This is a genomic window from Mangrovibacterium sp. (assembly GCF_041596335.1).
Lineage (GTDB): Bacteria > Bacteroidota > Bacteroidia > Bacteroidales > Prolixibacteraceae > Mangrovibacterium.
Map to the genome: position 1 here is coordinate 20,273 of NZ_JBFHIT010000045.1, position 19,374 is coordinate 39,646.

The 19,374-nt window shown below is 43.6% G+C and carries 17 protein-coding genes; 16 read left to right on the plus strand and 1 reads right to left on the minus strand.

Translation table 11 applies throughout. The annotated features are described in order from the left end of the window. Positions 1–143 precede the first annotated feature (143 nt). Positions 144–854, plus strand: a complete 711-nt coding sequence (locus ABZD21_RS14650) for a tRNA1(Val) (adenine(37)-N6)-methyltransferase (protein ID WP_372775809.1) — start codon at positions 144–146, stop codon at positions 852–854. On the opposite strand, the gene ABZD21_RS14655 is transcribed toward ABZD21_RS14650, so the two are convergent. Then, entirely contained in the window at positions 851–1,354 is a 504-nt protein-coding gene (locus ABZD21_RS14655; RefSeq protein ID WP_372775810.1) for a flavodoxin domain-containing protein, read from the minus strand. The genes ABZD21_RS14650 and ABZD21_RS14655 overlap by 4 nt on opposite strands. Positions 1,355–1,512: 158 nt before the next feature. Between ABZD21_RS14655 and ABZD21_RS14660 the strand changes: the two genes are divergently transcribed. The 15 genes from ABZD21_RS14660 to ABZD21_RS14730 all read left to right on the plus strand — a co-directional run bounded on the left by ABZD21_RS14660 (position 1,513) and on the right by ABZD21_RS14730 (position 19,283). Then, entirely contained in the window at positions 1,513–2,193 is a 681-nt protein-coding gene (locus ABZD21_RS14660; protein ID WP_372775811.1) for a ferredoxin--NADP reductase, read from the plus strand. A gap of 139 nt (positions 2,194–2,332) precedes the next feature. Further along, a complete protein-coding gene (miaB, locus tag ABZD21_RS14665) occupies positions 2,333–3,691 on the plus strand; it encodes a tRNA (N6-isopentenyl adenosine(37)-C2)-methylthiotransferase MiaB (RefSeq protein ID WP_372775812.1) in 1,359 nt (452 codons plus the stop codon). Further along, a complete protein-coding gene (mtaB, locus tag ABZD21_RS14670; protein ID WP_372775813.1) occupies positions 3,688–4,989 on the plus strand; it encodes a tRNA (N(6)-L-threonylcarbamoyladenosine(37)-C(2))-methylthiotransferase MtaB in 1,302 nt (433 codons plus the stop codon). Before miaB ends, mtaB begins: the two co-directional genes overlap by 4 nt. 214 nt (positions 4,990–5,203) lie before the next feature. Then, entirely contained in the window at positions 5,204–5,680 is a 477-nt protein-coding gene (locus ABZD21_RS14675; protein WP_372775814.1) for a MarR family winged helix-turn-helix transcriptional regulator, read from the plus strand. A 368-nt stretch (positions 5,681–6,048) separates the two neighbouring features. Then, complete coding sequence (locus tag ABZD21_RS14680) at positions 6,049–7,227, plus strand: hypothetical protein (protein WP_372775815.1); 1,179 nt, start codon at positions 6,049–6,051, stop codon at positions 7,225–7,227. Positions 7,228–7,230: 3 nt separating this feature from the next. Continuing rightward, complete coding sequence (locus ABZD21_RS14685; protein ID WP_372775816.1) at positions 7,231–8,457, plus strand: glycine betaine/L-proline ABC transporter ATP-binding protein; 1,227 nt, start codon at positions 7,231–7,233, stop codon at positions 8,455–8,457. Continuing rightward, positions 8,454–9,275 (plus strand): ABC transporter permease, encoded by an 822-nt coding sequence (locus ABZD21_RS14690; RefSeq protein WP_372775817.1) that lies wholly within the window; start codon positions 8,454–8,456, stop codon positions 9,273–9,275. Before ABZD21_RS14685 ends, ABZD21_RS14690 begins: the two co-directional genes overlap by 4 nt. A 1-nt stretch (position 9,276) precedes the next feature. Next, on the plus strand, positions 9,277–10,137 hold the full coding sequence (locus ABZD21_RS14695; RefSeq protein WP_372775818.1) for a glycine betaine ABC transporter substrate-binding protein: 861 nt from the start codon (positions 9,277–9,279) through the stop codon (positions 10,135–10,137). 332 nt (positions 10,138–10,469) lie between these two features. Then, positions 10,470–10,607 carry a hypothetical protein gene (locus tag ABZD21_RS14700; RefSeq protein WP_372775819.1) on the plus strand — a complete coding sequence of 46 codons (138 nt, stop codon included), beginning with the start codon at positions 10,470–10,472 and terminating at the stop codon, positions 10,605–10,607. Between the two features lie 226 nt (positions 10,608–10,833). Further along, a complete protein-coding gene (locus ABZD21_RS14705; protein WP_372775820.1) occupies positions 10,834–13,704 on the plus strand; it encodes a glycosyl hydrolase 115 family protein in 2,871 nt (956 codons plus the stop codon). 279 nt (positions 13,705–13,983) lie between these two features. Beyond that, a complete protein-coding gene (locus ABZD21_RS14710) occupies positions 13,984–14,163 on the plus strand; it encodes a hypothetical protein (RefSeq protein ID WP_372775821.1) in 180 nt (59 codons plus the stop codon). Then, the gene (locus tag ABZD21_RS14715; RefSeq protein WP_372775822.1) at positions 14,164–14,370 is read left to right on the plus strand and encodes a hypothetical protein; all 207 of its coding nucleotides are present in this window, start codon (positions 14,164–14,166) and stop codon (positions 14,368–14,370) included. It begins immediately after the preceding gene. 363 nt (positions 14,371–14,733) lie between these two features. Then, positions 14,734–15,300 (plus strand): RNA polymerase sigma-70 factor, encoded by a 567-nt coding sequence (locus tag ABZD21_RS14720; RefSeq protein WP_372775823.1) that lies wholly within the window; start codon positions 14,734–14,736, stop codon positions 15,298–15,300. 128 nt (positions 15,301–15,428) lie between these two features. After that, positions 15,429–16,460, plus strand: coding sequence for a FecR family protein (locus tag ABZD21_RS14725; RefSeq protein ID WP_372775824.1), 1,032 nt, complete (start codon positions 15,429–15,431; stop codon positions 16,458–16,460). A 114-nt stretch (positions 16,461–16,574) separates the two neighbouring features. Next, the gene (locus ABZD21_RS14730; protein ID WP_372775825.1) at positions 16,575–19,283 is read left to right on the plus strand and encodes a TonB-dependent receptor; all 2,709 of its coding nucleotides are present in this window, start codon (positions 16,575–16,577) and stop codon (positions 19,281–19,283) included. The last annotated feature ends 91 nt before the right edge of the window (positions 19,284–19,374 follow it).

Genomic DNA, 19,374 nt, shown 5'->3' on the forward strand with positions numbered 1-19,374 from the left:
GTGCCAGTAGGATAGGTTGTAAGGTGTGTTTTTGCGCTTGTGCAATTAGATTTTGATTTTAAGTCGAGGTTTAATGTAAATTTGCCGAATGATAGCTTAGTTGAGACTGGCTATTGGTAAAATGTGATAGAAGTCAGGTATTTATGGGGCGAAATAATTTTTTTCAGTTTAAACAATTCCGAATTGTGCAGCAAAAGGCAGCCATGAAGGTTGGCATTGATGGTGTGTTGTTAGGAGCATGGGCAGATGTTGGATCCGAAAGCCGGATCTTGGATGTGGGGGCCGGAACTGGACTTTTAGCGCTGATGATGGCGCAGCGGACAAAGGCGCAGGTTGATGCGGTGGAAATTGATGCAGATGCAGCAACCGAGGCTCAATCAAATTTTGATGAGTCGCCCTGGGCCAATCGGTTGCGGGTGTATCGGCAGTCTTTTCAGGAATATGAAAGCGAATGCCGCTATGATCATTTAATTTCGAATCCCCCGTTTTTCGATGAGGCGCCTCAGTCGCCCGATCAGAAACGAGCAAGGGCCCGGCATGCCGACAGCTTGTCGTTGGAAGAATTACTCGAAAAATCGGTTGGTTTGTTGGCTGATTGTGGCAAACTAAGCCTTGTTTTGCCGGCTGACAAGGAGGAGCGGTTGCGCAGCATAGCCCGATCGCTCGATTTTTATGTAACACGCTTTGCCCGTGTCTTTCCCGATGAAACCAAAAAGTCGCATCGTATTTTGGTTGAGTTGTCCCGCAAGAATACGGTTGGTTGGATCGAAAGTATCTATATTCGGGAGCGCGCAACCGGAGTTTACACCGACCAATACCGAACATTAACGAAAGGGTTTTATCTGGCTTTTTAGGACGACATTTTGAGTTCGGTGATTCCGTTGTTCATGGTTTTAGCAAATAAACGTATTGCCTCTCGGTTGATACGCTGAACGCTGTGATCCGTTTTCGCGATCTTTCGAACCATAAACCGTTCAACAAAATTCATTTTCTTAAAATCGAATTCACCGCCTAATATGCTTTCGGCTTTTGCTTTTTTGTGTAGTTGCTCCGGGAACGCATTTTCCAATTGGATCCGGGCCTGTTCTCCTTCATACATACAGCTAATGAAAAGTCCAATTTCTTTTTCTAAAAGCTTTTCCAGATTCTTTTTGATGAATACACGCATTTGTCGTTGTATTTTTCCGGCATGGATCGATCCACCCAAAATCACCTGATCGTAGTCAGAAAAGTTGATGTTTGTGTTGTGGTGTAAATTCACGATTTCGATTTCACCACTGAGCAGGCGGGCTATATCGCCGGCCGTGCGTTCTGTAAATCCGTGAGTGGACATGAAGATGATGATGGTTTTCATTTTTATGGGTTTTCTAATCAGTATAAGTCATTAATTTAAAACAAATCGGGCATTTTCGGGTTAAACTAAGCCAATTAACTGGCTGAAAGATGTTGAAAAAGATCGGTATGTCTTTTATAGAAAAAAATCAATATCTTTGCAGCCCTAAATGTTTAGGCATGACCATGGAGATGAAACCGGAATTAAAAATTGATGAGACCTTTTACAAGGTGAAAGAGGTCAGGAAGTTAACCGATGAGGCTTTTTCGTTGCGCTTGCCCAAAAGTCGTTTCAAGTACCATGCGGGACAACACATTTCGCTGGGTATTCAGGGCGATTATCAAAGTCGGGAGTACTCGATCTACAGTGGCGAAAACGACGAATGCTTGGAGGTACTTGTGAAAGAGGTGAAAGATGGTTATTTCACGCCCAAATTGAGTAAGTTAAAACCAGGCGATTTGGTGGAGGTGAGCGGACCTTTCGGAAAATTCAAAATTGACGAGAAAAAGGTGGCCGATCACAAATTTGTGTTCATTGCCAGCGGTACAGGTATCGCACCTTTCAGAAGCATGGTGCGCACCTATCCGAACCTGGACTACTTATTGATTCATGGCGTACGATACGGCGTTGAAGCCTACGACAAACATGAATATGCTGCCGACCGTCACATTCTTTGTACTTCGGGCGACAAAACCGGACAAGTACACGGACGACTGACGAAATGCCTGAAAAGCACCGGCTTTGAGAAGGGCACTCAGTTCTATCTCTGCGGAAATAGTAACATGATTTTTGATGCGCTTGAAATCCTGAAGGATAAAGGGTTTGAGCGTGATCAGATTCATTGCGAAGTATATTTTTAGTCTTGAGTCTTTAGTCTTTAGTCTTGAGTAAAGAGACTAAATATCGGACGCGGAAAGGATGAGGATTGAGCCAACTCCAGACTCATGTCTCACGACTCACTACTTTTATTTTTTGATTTTGAAACCTGGAATTTTATCGATGAAATATCACTTAATTACATTGGGATGCCAAATGAATTTGTCTGACAGCGAGCGTGTTGCTGCGGTGTTGGAACAAATGGGCTATGAGCGGACGGAAAACGAGGATGAAGCGAATTTGTTGGGCATGTTGGCCTGTTCGGTTCGGCAGAAGCCAATCGACAAAGTGTACAACAAAATTTCTCAATGGAATAAGGCAAAGAATAAACGCAACCTGATTACTTTCTTGTCGGGATGTGTGTTGGCTGCCGATAAAGACAAGCTGCTGAAGCAGTTCGATATTATTTTCCCCATGAGCGAATTGAGCCAGTTTCCGGACATGATTCGTAGTTACGGGGTGGTAAATGCGGCTTCGCTGCGCGTTGAAGCGCCAAAGCCGGTTATGCCTAAAAATGAACACATTGTTGATTTGTGGCAGATTAAGCCTAAGTACCAGTCGAGCTACGAGGCTTTTGTTCCCATTCAAAATGGTTGCGACAAGTTTTGTACGTATTGTGCTGTTCCCTACACCCGTGGTCGTGAAGTCTCTCGTCCTTCAGCCGATATTGTTGCCGAAGTTCGCCACCTGGTGAGTCAGGGCTATAAGTCGATTACGTTGTTGGGGCAAAATGTGAATTCGTATGGCCTCGACAAACAGGGCAATGAAATGTCCTTTGCCGAGTTGTTGCGCGAGATCGGTGAATTTGGGAAACAGTCGGGCGAAGAGTTTTGGGTGTATTTCACTTCGCCACATCCGCAGGATATGACCCGCGAAGTAATTGAAGTGATTGCCGAATATCCCTGTTTGGCGAAACAAATTCATTTGCCCATGCAAAGTGGTGACGAAAGGGTGCTGATTAAAATGAACCGCAAACACTCGATGGACAAGTATCGTCAGATTGTAGCTGATATTCGTGAGTTGTTGCCTGATGCGACCTTGTTTACCGACATCATCGTTGGGTTTACCAGCGAAGGCGACGAAGAGTACCAGCATACGGTTGAGGCGTTTCACGAGTTCAAATTCAATATGGCTTACATTGCGATGTATTCGCCGCGGCCGGGAGCAGCCAGCTATCGTTGGCAGGACGAAGTGTCATTGGATGTGAAAAAGGAGCGTTACCACGATTTGTCAGAAGTGATGAAAATATATACCCGGGAATACCACGAAAGTATGGTTGGCAAAACCATCCGGTTATTGGTGAACGGTAGTGATCGAAAAACCGGCTTTTCAACCGGTTTGACAGAGGGGAAGATTAATGTCCGGTTGGATCGGATAGCGCCCGAGTTGATGGGGAAAATTGTGGATGTGAAAATTACGACAGCTGCAGATTTCTCGATGAGTGGCGAACTGATCCTTCAGGAGGAAACAATTAACGAATGAATTCTACAAAAAAAACAATAGCCTTTAAAACGCTTGGCTGCCGGTTGAATCAATATGAAACGGACGCTTTGGTGTCTGATTTCGACAAAGCAGGTTACGAAGTCGTTGATTTTAAGGAGCACGCCGATGTGGTGGTTGTAAATACCTGTACGGTTACTAACCAGAGCGATCAGAAGTCGCGAAATACCATCAGCCAGGCTGCCCGCAAAAACAAAGGGTCTGTAGTCGTGGTAACCGGCTGCATGGCGAACAACTACAAGGAGAAGCTGGAAGGAGAGGAGAAGATTACCTATGTGGTTGAGAACAACCGAAAGGGGTCGATCTTAAATTTGGTTGACGCGCATTTTGGTGGCGAGCTCATTCACCCCGCAAAACTGCATGCCGATGTGTTTCAGTTCCACACCGTTGATAAGAGTTTGCATACGCGTAGCGCCATCAAAATACATGATGGATGCGACAATTTTTGCACATTTTGCATTATCCCGACTGTTCGAGGACGCGCGATAAGTCGTCCGCTTCCACAGATTATTGACAATGTAAAAGATACGCTGGCTAATGGATTTAAGGAATTGGTAATTACCGGTGTTAATATTGGTCGATACGAATGGGAAGACAAACGCTTTGAGGATGTACTGGAAGCGATTCTGAATGTCGAGGGTGATTTTCGCGTGCGTATTTCTTCGCTTGAGCCCGATGGTTTTGGCGACGATTTTGTGAATCTGTTCAGTCATCCGAAAATGACACCTCATCTGCACCTTTGCCTGCAAAGTGGCTCGGACAAAGTGTTGTTGCGTATGCGCCGGATGTACGATTTAAAGCAGTTCGAGCATACGGTGAACTTGTTTCGGTCAAGATATCCCGATTTCAACTTTACCACTGATATGATCGTGGGATTCCCCGATGAAAGCGAGGCGGATTTTCAGGAAAGCATTGATGCTGTGAACCGCTATGGATTTGGTCATGTGCATACCTTCAAATATTCGGTTCGTCGCGGAACCCGTGCCGAGCGTATGGAAAACCATATTCCCGAGAATATCAAGAACGAACGTTCGGCCCGCATTCGCGAAGCATCTGAAGATAGTCGCGAACGCTACCTTTCGTCCTTCATCGGAAAAACAGAAACCGTTTTAATTGAGGGAGTTGATGAAGGGGGAACAGCTAACGGCTATGGCGAACATTATATTCCAATTCGTTTCAAAGGAATTGGACTCGAGAAGAACAGCTTTCACAAAGTAAAGCTCTTGAAGCTTGAAGGGCGTGGCGAAGATGCCCGCGTGGTTGGTGAATTGGTTGATTAACAGGAAGTACTATACGAATGAAATAGAGCTTGCACGACCGTGGAAGCTCTATTTTTTTAGGGCGTTTTGGTGTTAGACGTTAGGTGTCTTCGATGATTTTTCGCTGATGATTCATTCAATATTTTGTGGATTTTGATGAGTAGGAATATAAGTCAGGAATGGTTTGTTTATTTTTGTCCGATAATGCCAGTCTTTATTTAATCAAATCCACAGCATGAATTACACGGGGATAATTATCAAAATTCGTCAGATTGTACGTTCAATCAATATTGAGTCGAAAAAGGTGCAGAGTGATTTTGGTGTCAGTATTCCGCAGGTTCTTTGCCTGGATTTTCTTAAGCAATCGCCTAATTATCAGGCTTCGCAGAAAGAAATACGCGATCATCTAAAGTTGAATTCGAGTACCGTAACTGGTATTATTTCTCGTTTGGAAGCTAAGGGCTTGTTGGCGCGTCTACCCAAGAGCGGCGATAAAAGAATCACCTATATCACCTTGACTTCGAAGGGGGATGAACTTCTGCTGAAAACCCCAGATCTATTGCAACAACGGTTAGCTCAGAAGCTATCGAAACTCACCCCCGACGATCTTACTCAAATAAATGGTGCACTCGACTTGCTTACTCAAATGTTGAATATTAGTGGCATGGAAGTCCCTCCGGTATTGACATCGGAAGAGGATATCAAACTTTAAATACAGGTACTCATAAAACACTTGCAAAACCACCGTTGAGTTGGTTGTTCATTTTCAGTTGTCGTGCGAAGTAGTAGATCTGTTCTATGCGAACGAATTATTTCTTTTAATAGTAAGTTAACATGGCAGGTATGTCATAGGCCGCAAGTTCCCCTGATTTGCTTCAACATACAGTAGGTGTGTGTGTTAAGGGTTTTGTAGTGGGCGGTCAGTCAGATGGAAGAACGTCGCATCGTTTCTGTTTTAACGACAATAACTCCTTGGCTCTTTGCGAGAACAATCCTAAATACCTATTTTTGTCGCACAGAAACTATTTCGTGTTGGGTCAACACAAAAATCATCAATCTATTTCTATGTTTTTAAAACGAATGAAAAGTGCGTTGTTTCGTGCAACGGCATTTATCCTATTTTTTACGATTACCGCCCAGAGTCAAGCGAGTTCTAATGAGAATGATTTTCGGATTGGCGGAGCGGTTCGGTTCAATGTGTTTTCAAAAAGCTGGGTCGACAGCAAAACACAGCCGGAATTTACTTTTGATACCTGGAAGTTGAGTGTAGATGGCACGCAGGGAGGAATTGACTTTAGCTTCGATTACCGTTTTTACCCGACCTATGGTACACATTTTATTCACCATGGTTGGTTCGGTTATGATTTAACCGATGACTTATACGTTAAGCTTGGAGTTCTGCAAGTGCCGTTTGGCATTACCAAATATGCTTCACACTCGTGGTGGTTTCAGGGGCAGTATTATTTTGGGTTGGAAGACGATTACGACATTGGGATTTCTTTCGACTATAAAGGAATTGAAAAGCTGGACTTGAGCTTTGCCTATTTCCGGCAGGCAGAGCCGGAAGGCCCAATTGCCGGTGGCGACGTTACCTATGGAAACGCCGGTCCGGGACGCTACTCGTACGACATTACTCCGGGAGTCGGACGCATTGGTGCCGATCAGGTCGACGCGCATATTCGGGAATTGAACCAGTTTAATCTGAGAGCTGCCTATCATGTTACCGAAGGGCTCGAATTGGGGGCATCGGCTCAGGTTGGCGGAATCTATAACAGCGAACTCGACGAGTCGGAAACCAGCACTGCTTTTGCCTTGCATATGGTTGCCAACTGGGGGAAAGGTTGGAACTTTAAAGGATCGGTTATCAATTACAACTACAAAGCTAAAGCCGATGACGGAAGGGTTCTCGACATCATTCAGATGGGAGCATTTGGTACGCCATACGATGTAGCGGCCAAAGCAAATGCTTATGCGGTTGGTATTGCAAAAAGCTTTCCTGTCGACTTTGGACCTATTCAAAGCGTTCAGGCGTATGTTGATTACACGTTTATGGATAAAATAAACAGCGACTATGCCGATGTGCACCATCTCATTCCGGGAATTCTGGTTTCTGCCGGACCGGTCTATACGTATATCGACTATGCCATGGGGAAAAACCAGCCTTGGTTGACTCCAACTTTCGGCGAAGGAATGGGTGTTGGCGATGCTGATGCCGAATGGCAAAAACGATTCAACATTAATATCGGTTATTATTTCTAGTGAATGGAAAAGATAAAAATTGAAAATCTCTCGCTTGTTTTCGGGAAAAATAAAAACAAGGCGCTTAAGTTGCTCGAAATGGGCAAGAATAAAGCGGAAATTTTAGAAGCTACTGGTTGTACGGTGGCTGTACGCGAAGCAAATCTCACCATCAATGAAGGTGAGATCTTCGTGGTTATGGGCCTTTCCGGTAGCGGTAAGTCGACTTTAATCAGATGCATCAACCGTCTGATTAATCCAACCAAAGGGAAAGTGTTCATCAACAACGATGATATAACGCATATGAATGATCGCGAGTTGCTGAATATTCGCCGGAAAGAACTGGCGATGGTATTTCAGCATTTTGGTTTGCTTCCTCATAGAACGGTTTTAAGCAATGTCGCGTTTGGACAGGAGCTGCAAGGTGTTTCGAAAGAAGAACGTGAATTGAGGGCGATGGAAACAATCGAACTGGTTGGGCTCGGAGGATACGAGAATCAGAAGGTCAGTGAGTTGTCGGGTGGAATGCAGCAACGTGTTGGTTTGGCACGTGGCTTGGCGAATAAGCCCGAAGTACTTTTGATGGACGAGGCGTTTTCAGCCCTCGATCCGCTGATTCGCTCTCAAATGCAGGATGAATTGCTCATTTTGCAGGAGAAAATGAAGAAGACTATCGTATTCATTACCCATGATTTGGACGAAGCCATCAAGCTTGGCGACCGCATCGCGATTATGAAGGATGGCGAAATTGTGCAGGTAGGAGTGTCGGAAGAGATTATTACCAATCCGGCAAACGATTACATCAAGTCGTTTGTGGAAAATGTCGATCGCAGTAAAATTGTGACCGCGGCCAGCATCATGTTCCGGAAGCCGAAAGTCGCCCGGCTCAAAAAAGACGGTCCAGCCGGAGTTTTGCGTGTAATGCGCGAGGCCGGAGTGGAAAATCTTCCTGTGGTTCGCACTAACCGTACATTCCTGGGCTATGTGAAGATTGAAGATGTGGTCCGGCTGAAAAGCGAAGGAGTGCAGACGATTGAGTCGATTATCCGGGAGAATGTGATGAGTGTGACCTCCGATACGACCATCGAAAATATGTTGCCGCTTCTGAGTAAGACCAACTTGCCAATCCCGGTGGTGAACGACGAAAACCACCTTATTGGCGTTGTATGGCCAACTTCTATTATTGCCGAAAGTACCGGCATGGCTAAGCAGGAAATTAATGAAATAATCCAAAAAGCGATTGAATTATGATTGTTGGACAGTATATAGAAGACGCCGTTAATTGGATGACAACCAATTTTTCGGGCTTTTTTGACGCCGTTAACGTGGGAATGACATTCTTGATCGACGGTATTGAATTTTTTTGGGTCGGAATTCCATTTTACATTACCATTGCCTTGTTCACCGCTCTTGCCTGGTGGAAGGCTGGTAAATCGAATGCTATTTTGACGATCGTTGGTTTGCTTTTTATCTACTTCGCCGGTTTTTGGGAAGAAACAATGCAAACCTTCGCATTGGTGCTGGCATCGGCTATTATCGCGCTGGTTATCGGAATTCCGCTTGGCGTTTGGAGTGCAAAAAATGAAACGGCGCAAAAAGTGATCCGTCCAATTCTTGACTTCATGCAAACCATGCCGGCCTTTGTTTACCTAATTCCGGCCGTTTTGTTCTTTGGGCTGGGAACTGTTCCCGGTGCGTTTGCTACCATTATTTTTGCGATGCCTCCGGTGGTGAGGTTAACCTCGTTAGGCATAAAACAAGTGCCGGGGGAGATTGTCGAAGCGACAAAAGCTTTTGGAGCTACTCCAGGCCAGCTGCTTTTTAAGGTGCAACTACCTCTGGCGATGCCCACAATTTTGGCTGGTATAAACCAAACAATTATGATGGCTTTGTCAATGGTTGTTATCGCCAGTATGATTGGAGCCAAAGGTCTGGGAGAGATTGTTTTGCAAGGAATTAGTCAGTTGCGGATTGGATTGGGATTTGAAAGTGGACTGGCTGTAGTTTTACTGGCCATTATTCTCGATCGTATCACACAAAATATCGGAAAATCAACAAAAAAGAAATAAAATGAGAAAGTTAAGATTAGTCACATTTGTACTGTTGGGCAGTTTGCTTTTCGCAGCCTGTTCAGGAGGTAAAAAAGGATCAACCGAAAAGCCGGTAGTAACTATTGCAATGGTAAACTGGATTGAATGTATTGCCAATACAAATCTGGCCAAAGCCGTACTCGAAGAACGAGGTTATGAGGTGAAGCTGGTAACCGCCGATGTAGCTCCTGTGTTTGCAGCAGTTGCTCGCGGTAATGCCGATCTTTTTATGGAAGTTTGGGAACCTGTAACGCACCAGCCTTATATGGAAAAATTCGGCGATCAGGTTGAGCATATCGGCACTGTGTTCGAAGATGGGCGGATTGGTTTGGTTGTACCAACTTATGTAACCGTCAATTCAATTGATGAATTAGCGGCCGAGAAAGATAAGTTCAGCGGCAAAATTATCGGAATTAGTCCGGGAGCCGGAATGATGGGCTTAACTGAACAAGCCATCAACGATTACGATCTTGGTCTCGAGCTGGTGGCTTCAAGTGAAGCAGGTATGCTAGCCTCGTTGAAAAAAGCATACGATAAAGAGGAGTGGATTGTGGTTACCGGTTGGAAGCCTCACACAAAATTTGCCCGTTACGATCTGAAAATTCTCGACGATCCAAAAGGGATATTTGGTGGTGCTGAAACACTTTCAACGATTGCAACCAAAGGCTGGGCTGAGAAAAATCCCAAACTGGCTACGTTCTTCAAGAACTTTAAAATGAACGACGAATTACTCGGTTCGTTGATGGTTGCCGTGGAAGAAAATCCAGGACAAGAGAGCGAAGTGGCTACTAAATGGTACCACGAGCACAAAGAGCTGGTCGATTCCTGGTTCGAAGAATAGAAACCCTATTTTGTTACAAAAGGAAACGCAGATGTCAGTTTTGATATCTGCCTTTCCTTTTTTTTGTGGTGTGGGTAAAAGGTTGGAAGCAGGCGAAGTCGATTCGCTGCGCCAAATGCACGAACGGTACTTTTTTGCCCTTTTTTTATTTTGACAATAAGGCGTTGCATCAACTGCCAATTTCCGAAGAACTGGTTTCTACTTGTTTTCTGCGCTTGTGGGAACAGTGAAAAACGATTGCCATTCATCAATCGGTGAAGGCTTACCTCTATTTTAGGGTTCGCAACCAAGTGTTCGATTTTATCCGGTCTAATAAAAACAAACTCGTTTCCATGGGAGATGATCTCCCGGATTTGCCTGTCGAAGAAGAAATTAACGAGAGCGAATTTTATGCCGACTTATACCGGGCCATTGCAAAGTTGCCCGAACATAGCAAACAGATTTTTAGTTGGCAGCTTTTCAGTCGGTGACTTATAAAGAAGTGGCCCAACAATTGAATATTTTGGTCTACACCGTGAAAACACAAATGGGACGCGCTTGCCAGTTCTTGAAAGAAGAACTCAATCCCCGTATTTTCTCTGTTTTCTGGAGCGTTCATTGTCCTTCAAAAAAAAAATCGAAAAAAAATCAGTTTTCTGTAGCCCTTGTTGGGGCGTTTTTCCGTCATTAAGATAGAATAACGAACCATATCTAACGATGAGAATTATAATCCTGTTTTTATTCCTGACTATACCTGGCTGGTTGTTTTCACAGGTTGAAGTAGTCACCCGGTTGTCGGGAAATGCCGATGAGTTTGTGCTCACTGATGGAAGCACGTTTGCTAAAATCTGTTTCGATGCGAATGACGATCCTGCGGTTCGCAAGGTCGCTGAGTTGTTCGCTTCCGACATTCAACGTGTGGTTGGTATGGAACCTCCAGTGGTTACCTGCTTAAGAAAGACCGAAGAACAGGTCGTGATCGTCGGGACAGTAGAAAAAAATTCGATGATCCGAGAGTTGGGGCAGGCGGGCAAGCTTAACCTGAAGGAACTTGAAGGGCAATGGGAAAGATACCTGATCCAAACGGTCGATAGTCCATTCCCGGGGATTGAAAAAGCCTTGGTGGTGGTGGGAAGCGACCTGCGTGGCGCTGCCTATGGTGTGTTTTCCATTTCCGAAGCCATGGGAGTTTCTCCCTGGTATTGGTGGGCCGATATTCCGGTTCATTCAGCATCGATGCTTGGTGTTAAACCTGTCCGGTATTTGTCCAAAGCTCCTTCTGTCAAATACCGTGGAATTTTCCTGAACGATGAAGATTGGGGGCTCCATCCCTGGGCGGCAGCGGAAAAGGATCCGAAGTTAGGAGATATCGGGCCGAACACGTACGAAAAAGTGTTTGAATTGCTTCTTCGTTCAAAAGGGAATATGGTGGCACCTGCAATGCACGAATGTACAAAAGCCTTTTTTACAGTTCCTGGTAATATCGAAATGGCTCATCAATACGGAATCATGATTACCACCAGTCATTGTGAGCCGTTACTGTACAACAATGCCAGCGAATGGGATGCCGATAAACAGGGTGAGTGGAACTATGAAACTAACCGGGAAGAGATTGTCAGTGTTCTCGATAAGCGAGTTCAGCAAGCTGCTGCATACGATAATATTTATACCATAGCCTTACGAGGGATGCACGATGAGGGAATGAAAGGAGGATCGGACGATGCAAAACTGAACGCGCTGGAACAGGCTATTCTCGATCAGAGGGGACTCTTGGGCAAACACCTGCAAAAACCGGTCGGCGAGATTCCGCAAATTTTTGTGCCGTACAAAGAGGTTCTTGGATTGTATGAAAAAGGATTGAATTTGCCCGATGATATTACCATTGTTTGGCCGGATGATAACTATGGATACATCAAAAAGTTAAGTAATAAAGACGAGCGATCTCGGGTCGGCGGATCTGGTGTGTACTATCACATTTCATACCTGGGGTGGCCCAATGATTATCTCTGGCTAAATACAACCCCTCCAGCATTGATGTTTGCCGAAATGCATAAAGCATGGTCGTTGGGTGCCGACAAGTACTGGCTGATTAATGTCGGCGATATAAAACCCGGCGAAATGGGTATGCAGCTGTTTCTGGATATGGCATGGGATTTTGAGAAGTTCAACTTTGAGAATATTAATAAGCACCAAATCAGGATCTTGTCATCGTTCTTTGGAGAAAAATACGAAACAGATCTGGCCTACATATTGGATCGATATTATTATCACGGATTTACACGAAAACCGGAATACATGACTTGGGACTGGCGTTGGAATAGCCTTTTCGCTCATGAAAAGGTGAAAGATACAGACTTGTCTTTTATCAATTACAGGGAGGCTGAAACCCGTTTAGCAGAGTATTCCGAAATTACTGCAAAAGCCAAGCAAATTCTGGAACGGCTGCCCGAAGAGCTCAAAGCGTCCTTTTTTCAGCTTGTGTATTATCCGGTAAAAGGGGCATCACTATACAATCACGAGTTGCTGATTGCCCAAAGGAACAGATGGTATGCCCAACAACACCGAGCCCTGACCAACCAATTGGCACTCCAGGTCGAAATGTATCATGACAGTCTGTCTTCCCTGACCGAACAGTATAATAGCCTCCTCAACGGGAAGTGGAAGGGAATGATGACAGCTCCCGGATTCTTGCCGACTGAACAACTTTCGCCAACAGTTCAAATTGAGCTGCCTGCTATTGCCCGAATAGCCGTCCATGTAGAGGGACAGGAATCGGATTCGATTGGTCAAGCTTGTCTGCCTGTTTTTCATCTTCAAAATAGGGAAGACCATTATTTTGAAGTATACAACCAGGGAGCTTTGCCGGTCAGCTGGACTGCGAGCGCTAGTGATACCTGGATCCAATTGGATAAGATGGAAGGTCGTACTGATACCCAGCAACATGTATCTGTTTCTGTTGATTGGGCCTTAGTTCCTGAAAAGAAGGTGGCAGAAGGCGATGTTGTCGTTTCTGATGGGGATCAGACAATAAAAATTCATGTGGTTGCCGATAATAGAAGCCGGGACAGTCTGGTTTGCTCGGAGAGGTTCTTTGTTGAGAACAATGGTGTAATCAGCATTTCTCCAACCAAGTATCACCGAAAGGACGAAAAGGGTGGTGTTAGATTTCAGATCATTGATGGGTTGGGCTACGCAAATGCTTCCCTTCAACTTGGAAATGCCCGGTATGATGATGGGGCAGGATCGTCAGTGACCTATGACTTTTATACATCCCAGGCCGGATCCATCAGCTTGTACACCTATATGCTTCCCCTTTTTCCAAAGGATAAATCGCATAGCACTCGCTATGGTATTCAAGTTGATGATTCGGAGATGGTTGTCATTTCCAATGATGTGGCAGAGTATTCTAAGGAGTGGGCCGAGAATGTAGTCCGTAACAGTGCCATCAATCAAACTAAACTCAACATAGACAAACCCGGCGTGCACACTCTGAAGATTGTGGTTATCGATCCGGGAATGATTTTGCAAAAAATTGTGATCGATACAGGTGGACTAAAACCATCTTATTTGGGACCTCCGGTGCAATAGGACAAATGGAATATGGAAAAAGCCGGGGATTGTGTTTCTCGGAGTCGAAGACCTCGGGCAAAAATAGTGGTCTGCTTTTCCACAATTAAGAACTAACGGATTTCAGTCCAGCCGAAATGCAGTTGCTACCATATGCTGAGCCGTTGCAGGTTTCTCGGGAAACAGAACAGGAATTTACCGTTTGTGTTCGCCTTGCCAGATGTACGCAGGACACACCGGTCCCCTCGGTCTTGTAGGTGTACGAAAGCACTGGTCAGTTGCCAGTTGTGTTAAAGATGAATGGTGAAGCTGTTGACTACGGAAATGAAAAAGGGATGTGCAACATTAACCTTCACGTGGGCAGAAGGAGATGTGATTGAATACAGCCTTCCAGTGGAAGTACGGAAAGTGAAAGAAAATGAGTTGGTTGAGGCCGATCAGGTATTGGTGGTGATGGAACGCTGCCCGATTGTTTATTAAGTGGAAGGTGCCGACAATGCCGATGTTGATCAGCAGGCGGTAACTCCTAAAACTGCTTTTGAAAATTCATTTGAAGCTGACTTTTTGGGCGGTGTGGAAGTGATCAGCGCTTCCGATGGAAGAGGAATTGCTTTTAGGGCAATTCCGTACTACGTTTGGGATAACTGTGGCGCCAACAAAATGAAGGTTTGGCTACCTGGAGAATAGACTGTTTTCTTACAAATGTAATCGAAGATCTAGCTGTTCGTTAACTTTTAAAAGGACAGCCTCCTTCTCTTTTTGTTCTCCTGACGATGGATTTGTGGCTCGTTTTTAATAAAATTGGAATCACACAGACACGTTACATCGCTTTTTCTATTTTGCCCGATGTGACTATGCAATTAAATTGAATGAAGAGATGATTTATTATATGTCGATGGATGAATTGAGGCGAAGTTCTGAAAAGGGTTTCGCTTCTTTTTTTTTGGACTGCTGCTGGCGGTGAGGTTTGCAAATGGCAGAATTTGTACTTTATTTTGCTCCGCCTGACAATGTTTATATCTTTAGTCAAACCTTAAACAATCTCCCAGCTTGGAAGACAAGTACATCATATCCGAATTAAATAAGAAGAATAAAATAGTATTCGACTTTGTGTTTAATCATTATTATTCAGGCTTGTGTGCGTTTGTCAATAGGTGGGTCGAGGACAGAGATGTTGCCGAAGATCTGGTGCAGGACTTCTTTTTTAAAATATGGGTTGGCAAAACCACGCTGGAGATTAATACCTCCTTGAAATCCTATTTTTTTGCCTCTCTAAAGCATCGGTCGATTAATTACATGAAACATGTTAAGGTAAAAGAAGAATACGGGCGGCATTTTAAGGATAATCATAAAAGGGTAAATGAGTCGCTTATTTGGGAATTTACAGAGCCGGAGCTTGTGGAGATAATTGACTGTGCCATCAACAAATTACCGCCCCGTTGTCGTGAAATCTTCCTTTTGAGTCGCTTTGAAGGGGTAGATAATCAGCGTATTGCTGAAGAATTGGGGATTTCGAAAAGGACTGTAGAACTGCAAATCAGCAATGCGCTAAAGCAACTACGGATAGATTTGAAAGACTATTTGCCATTGGCTTTACTCCTGTATCTTTTAAAGTAAAATCAGAAAATCTTTCCTGTTATTACGATTTTTTTTTCACTTCGGTATATGTGTTTTCAATCGTTGAACTGTCATCTAAGTGTAAGGATCAAAAAAGAGCTCTTTTTAATAGACTAATTAGATGACGGATGAGAAGTAAGGAAGGCTATATCGATTTATTGCCGGAGTATTTTGCCGGTTTCCTGAACAGCACGGATCGCCTTGCAGTGGAAGAATGGAAAGATGCATCAGACGAAAACCTTGCGATTTTTCGCGAATCGGAAAAGGTTTATCATTCGTTAGATCTTCTGAAAGAGATGAGGCAGTACGATTCTTCGCAAGCTTTGCAGAAACTCAATGACCGTATAAGCAGGGAAAAGCCCGTTCGGAATTTCGTTTATTATTGGCAGCGGATTGCAGCTGTATTGTTGTTGCCTTTGCTATTAGGTAGTTTATACTTGTTTGTTGATCGTCCGCGTCAAAGCGACGCTATCTGGCAAGCATATCATACACCACCGGGGGTTAAGTCTGAACTTCGCCTGCCGGATGGTACTTCCATTATTCTAAATTCAGAGACCAAGATTGAATACCCTTCTAATTTTACAACGAAGGAACGACGTGTAGTCCTTTCAGGTGAAGCTTTTTTTGACGTCGCGAAGGACAAAGCACGTCCTTTTATTGTCGATTTGGGGAAGATAGGAGTGGAAGTATTAGGAACAAAATTTAATGTTTCCAATTATCCGGATGAAAGCAGAACAGAAGTGGTCTTGGCGGAAGGAAAAGTTAACCTGATCGAAAATGATAGGAATCGTCAAAAAATCCTGGCCAAAATGAATTCTGGAGAACAAGTGGTTTTTGAAAAACAAACGGGAAAACTGTTCCTGGAGGAAGTTGAGGTTGATCGATATATTTCATGGATTGACGGACTTTTGATTTTCAGGGAGGACAACATGGAAAAGGTTGTTCGTAGTCTTGAACGTTGGTATAAGGTAGACATTACCATCGAAACCCCGGAGATCAAAGATTACATCTTCACCGGAACATTCAAGCAAGAAACCATAATACAGATATTGGACTTATTGAAAAGAACGTCACCGATCGACTATCGTATCGTTCAAAGTGAAAAACTAAAAAATGGAACATATGGAAAGCAGAGAATCATCCTAACGAAAAGTAATTGAATATTGTAAAAAGGCAGCGGACGTAAAAAAGGGGAAATGTTTGCCCATCTCCCCTGGTTAGTCTAAGCCTTTCGGCTTAAAAACTGATTTGTTAATTTAAAACAAGACAAACTTATGAAAAAAAAGCAGTTTCTAATTGCTTCCGGGGTTGTTATGTCCTGGAAGAACAAGTATTTTTTAACTATGAAACTAACATTACTTGCAATCTTGTTGTTTGTTGCTCAAGGGTTTGCGGTTAGCTCCTATTCTCAGGGTACAAAGCTTACCTTGAAAATTGAAAACCAGAGTATCAAACAGGTGCTAGGCACAATCGAAGATCAAACTGACTTCTTCTTTCTTTATAACAGCAGATTTGTAGATGTTGAGAAGAAAGTTTCACTTAACGTACCGGACAACAGCATTCAAAATGTCCTGGACGAACTTTTTGCAGGTACGAATATCAAGTACGAAATTGTTGATCGGCAAATTATTCTTTCTAAACAGGAACGGATTGAAAAACAGGAAAAAGATCATGATGTTTCGGGTGTTGTGACAGATAAGAAAGGGGAACCACTTCCCGGTGTTACGGTCCTAATAAAAGGATCGACTGTTGGTACAATTACCGACTTCGATGGAAATTACGCGCTCAAAGATGTTGGTTCGGATGCGGTACTGGTATTTTCGTTTGTGGGTATGCGCACTTTAGAAGTGCCTGTTGCGGGCCAAGCAAAGATCTCTGTTTCTTTGGAAGGAGAAACCATCGGGCTTGAAGAAGTGGTGGCTATTGGTTACGGTACCCAGAAAAAAGCCAACTTGACTGGTGCCGTCGGAAATGTTCAGATGAGCGATATGGAAAGCAGACCGCTGACAAATGCAAGTTTGGCGTTACAAGGAACTGTTGCAGGGGTTTATGCCTTGCAGAGTTCAGGTAAACCGGGTGATGATAATGCAGTCATTGCAATCCGTGGAGTTGGAACATTTGGAGACAATGCACCGTTAGTTATGATTGATGGCTTCCCTGGAAATATGTCCGATGTAAATGCCAATGACATTGAGTCGATATCTGTATTGAAAGATGCTTCTTCTTCTTCTATTTACGGGAACAGAGCTGCTAACGGTGTTATTTTAATTACCACGAAGCGAGGTTCTGACGGGAAAATGAAAGTTAGTTATAATGGCTACTTTGGTGTTCAGAAAGCAACTCGTTTGCCAAGTGTATTAAATTCGGTTGAATATGCGACACTTCGCAATGAAGCCTCAGCGAACTCCGGAAGTGTTCCTAATTATACCGATGAGGATATTCAAAAATTTGCGGAAGGGAATGACCCTTTGTATCCAAACATCAATTATTTCGATGTCTATTATGGTCAGGCAAATACCCAGAATCACCGCGTTAGCATGACAGGGGGGCAAGATAATTTACAGTATGCGTTCATGGTTGGGCAATTAGACCAGGATGGTATTCTTGTCGCGACTAAGTATAAAAAGACCGATTTTCGTTCAAATATTGATGCCTACTTCTTAAAGGACAAAAGGTTGAGGTTGTCTACGAAAGTAGCAGGAAACCTTGGAGTAAAAGGTGAGCCCCGGAGTGTGTGGAATGCGACATGGTATGCCACTCTTGCTCCGGTATATCCTCTTCAAAATGCCGCCGGCGAATATATGACAGTAAATGGTGAATTAAATCCATATGCAAGCATTAAGACAGGATCCACCACTGAGATAAGACGTTATAATTTTAGTGGTCAGGCGGAAGCTGAATATCGGATCATCTCTGGTTTAAGTGCACAGATCACTTACGGCTATAATGTTAGTACCTCAAATCAGAATGCTTTTAATGCAAATGTCGTTTTGGCCAATAAAGATGGAAGTAAAAAAACTGAAGCGTCAGATTTGAACGTAACAAATCGGACTGATGTTCAAACCATGCTGACCACGTTGCTGAAATACGATAAATCATTCGGGAAGCATGAACTAAAGTTATTGGCTGGGTATTCTGAAGAGGAATTTACATATGAGTGGCAAAGTGGATATCGCAAAAACTTTGTGAATAATGACCAGCGAGTACTCAATTTAGGAGATGCTGCCACCCAGACAAATAATGCCGGCGCTTATGATCTTGGTCTGCGATCGTATTTTGGACGTATAAACTACGTGTATGACGGGAAATATTTGTTTGAAGCAAATATCCGGAGAGACGGGGCATCGCGATTTGCATCAGAAAACCAATGGGGAACTTTTCCTTCTTTCTCCGGAGGTTGGATTATTTCGAAGGAAGAATTTATGCAAAACATCAGATGGCTGAATTCGCTTAAACTAAGAGCATCATGGGGGCAGCTAGGCAACCAAAATATAGGTAATTACTATAACGGGAGCGATATCCTGTCATCAGGTCAAAACTATTCGCTTGGCGGCACATTATATTCAGGTGTGGCCATCAGGGATATGACGAATAAGGAATTAAGCTGGGAAACTGCACAACAATTGGATTTCGGTATTGATTTAACTCTGGGGAACGGTATTGAAGTGACCGCTGATTACTTTGACAAAAGGACGAAAGATTTGTTATTGCGAGGACAAATACCTGGTACAATGGCGCTTAATGCACCATACGTAAATGCCGGTGAAGTTCAAAATAAAGGTATTGAAGCATCGGTAACCTACCGGAAATCATTTTCAAATGGTATGAAGTTTCGTGCCACTTTTAACGCTTCTCATATTGTCAATGAAATTATAAGAATGGATGTTGCTGAGCAGCTTAATTCACCGAAAGCGATCAAAGTTGGAGCTGCAATTAACCTACTTTATGCAATAGAGAATAGAAAAATCTACAGAAAGCTTTAATTTAGAGGTATTCTATAACCTATTACATTTCACCCATATGGTTAATCTTCCTATCGAGTATTCCGATAAAAAAGTAACTCCATTTGGAGGC

What these genes read in the sequence shown, in the direction of transcription:
- ABZD21_RS14700 (WP_372775819.1), top strand. Translation starts at nt 10,470, where the DNA reads ATGGGAGATGATCTCCCGGATTTGCCTGTCGAAGAAGAAATTAACGAG.
- miaB (WP_372775812.1), top strand. Translation starts at nt 2,333, where the DNA reads ATGAAATATCACTTAATTACATTGGGATGCCAAATGAATTTGTCTGAC.
- ABZD21_RS14655 (WP_372775810.1), bottom strand. Translation starts at nt 1,354, where the DNA reads ATGAAAACCATCATCATCTTCATGTCCACTCACGGATTTACAGAACGC.
- mtaB (WP_372775813.1), top strand. Translation starts at nt 3,688, where the DNA reads ATGAATTCTACAAAAAAAACAATAGCCTTTAAAACGCTTGGCTGCCGG.
- ABZD21_RS14685 (WP_372775816.1), top strand. Translation starts at nt 7,231, where the DNA reads ATGGAAAAGATAAAAATTGAAAATCTCTCGCTTGTTTTCGGGAAAAAT.
- ABZD21_RS14675 (WP_372775814.1), top strand. Translation starts at nt 5,204, where the DNA reads ATGAATTACACGGGGATAATTATCAAAATTCGTCAGATTGTACGTTCA.
- ABZD21_RS14650 (WP_372775809.1), top strand. Translation starts at nt 144, where the DNA reads ATGGGGCGAAATAATTTTTTTCAGTTTAAACAATTCCGAATTGTGCAG.
- ABZD21_RS14695 (WP_372775818.1), top strand. Translation starts at nt 9,277, where the DNA reads ATGAGAAAGTTAAGATTAGTCACATTTGTACTGTTGGGCAGTTTGCTT.
- ABZD21_RS14705 (WP_372775820.1), top strand. Translation starts at nt 10,834, where the DNA reads ATGAGAATTATAATCCTGTTTTTATTCCTGACTATACCTGGCTGGTTG.
- ABZD21_RS14730 (WP_372775825.1), top strand. Translation starts at nt 16,575, where the DNA reads ATGAAAAAAAAGCAGTTTCTAATTGCTTCCGGGGTTGTTATGTCCTGG.
- ABZD21_RS14660 (WP_372775811.1), top strand. Translation starts at nt 1,513, where the DNA reads ATGACCATGGAGATGAAACCGGAATTAAAAATTGATGAGACCTTTTAC.
- ABZD21_RS14710 (WP_372775821.1), top strand. Translation starts at nt 13,984, where the DNA reads ATGGTGAAGCTGTTGACTACGGAAATGAAAAAGGGATGTGCAACATTA.
- ABZD21_RS14725 (WP_372775824.1), top strand. Translation starts at nt 15,429, where the DNA reads ATGAGAAGTAAGGAAGGCTATATCGATTTATTGCCGGAGTATTTTGCC.
- ABZD21_RS14680 (WP_372775815.1), top strand. Translation starts at nt 6,049, where the DNA reads ATGAAAAGTGCGTTGTTTCGTGCAACGGCATTTATCCTATTTTTTACG.
- ABZD21_RS14690 (WP_372775817.1), top strand. Translation starts at nt 8,454, where the DNA reads ATGATTGTTGGACAGTATATAGAAGACGCCGTTAATTGGATGACAACC.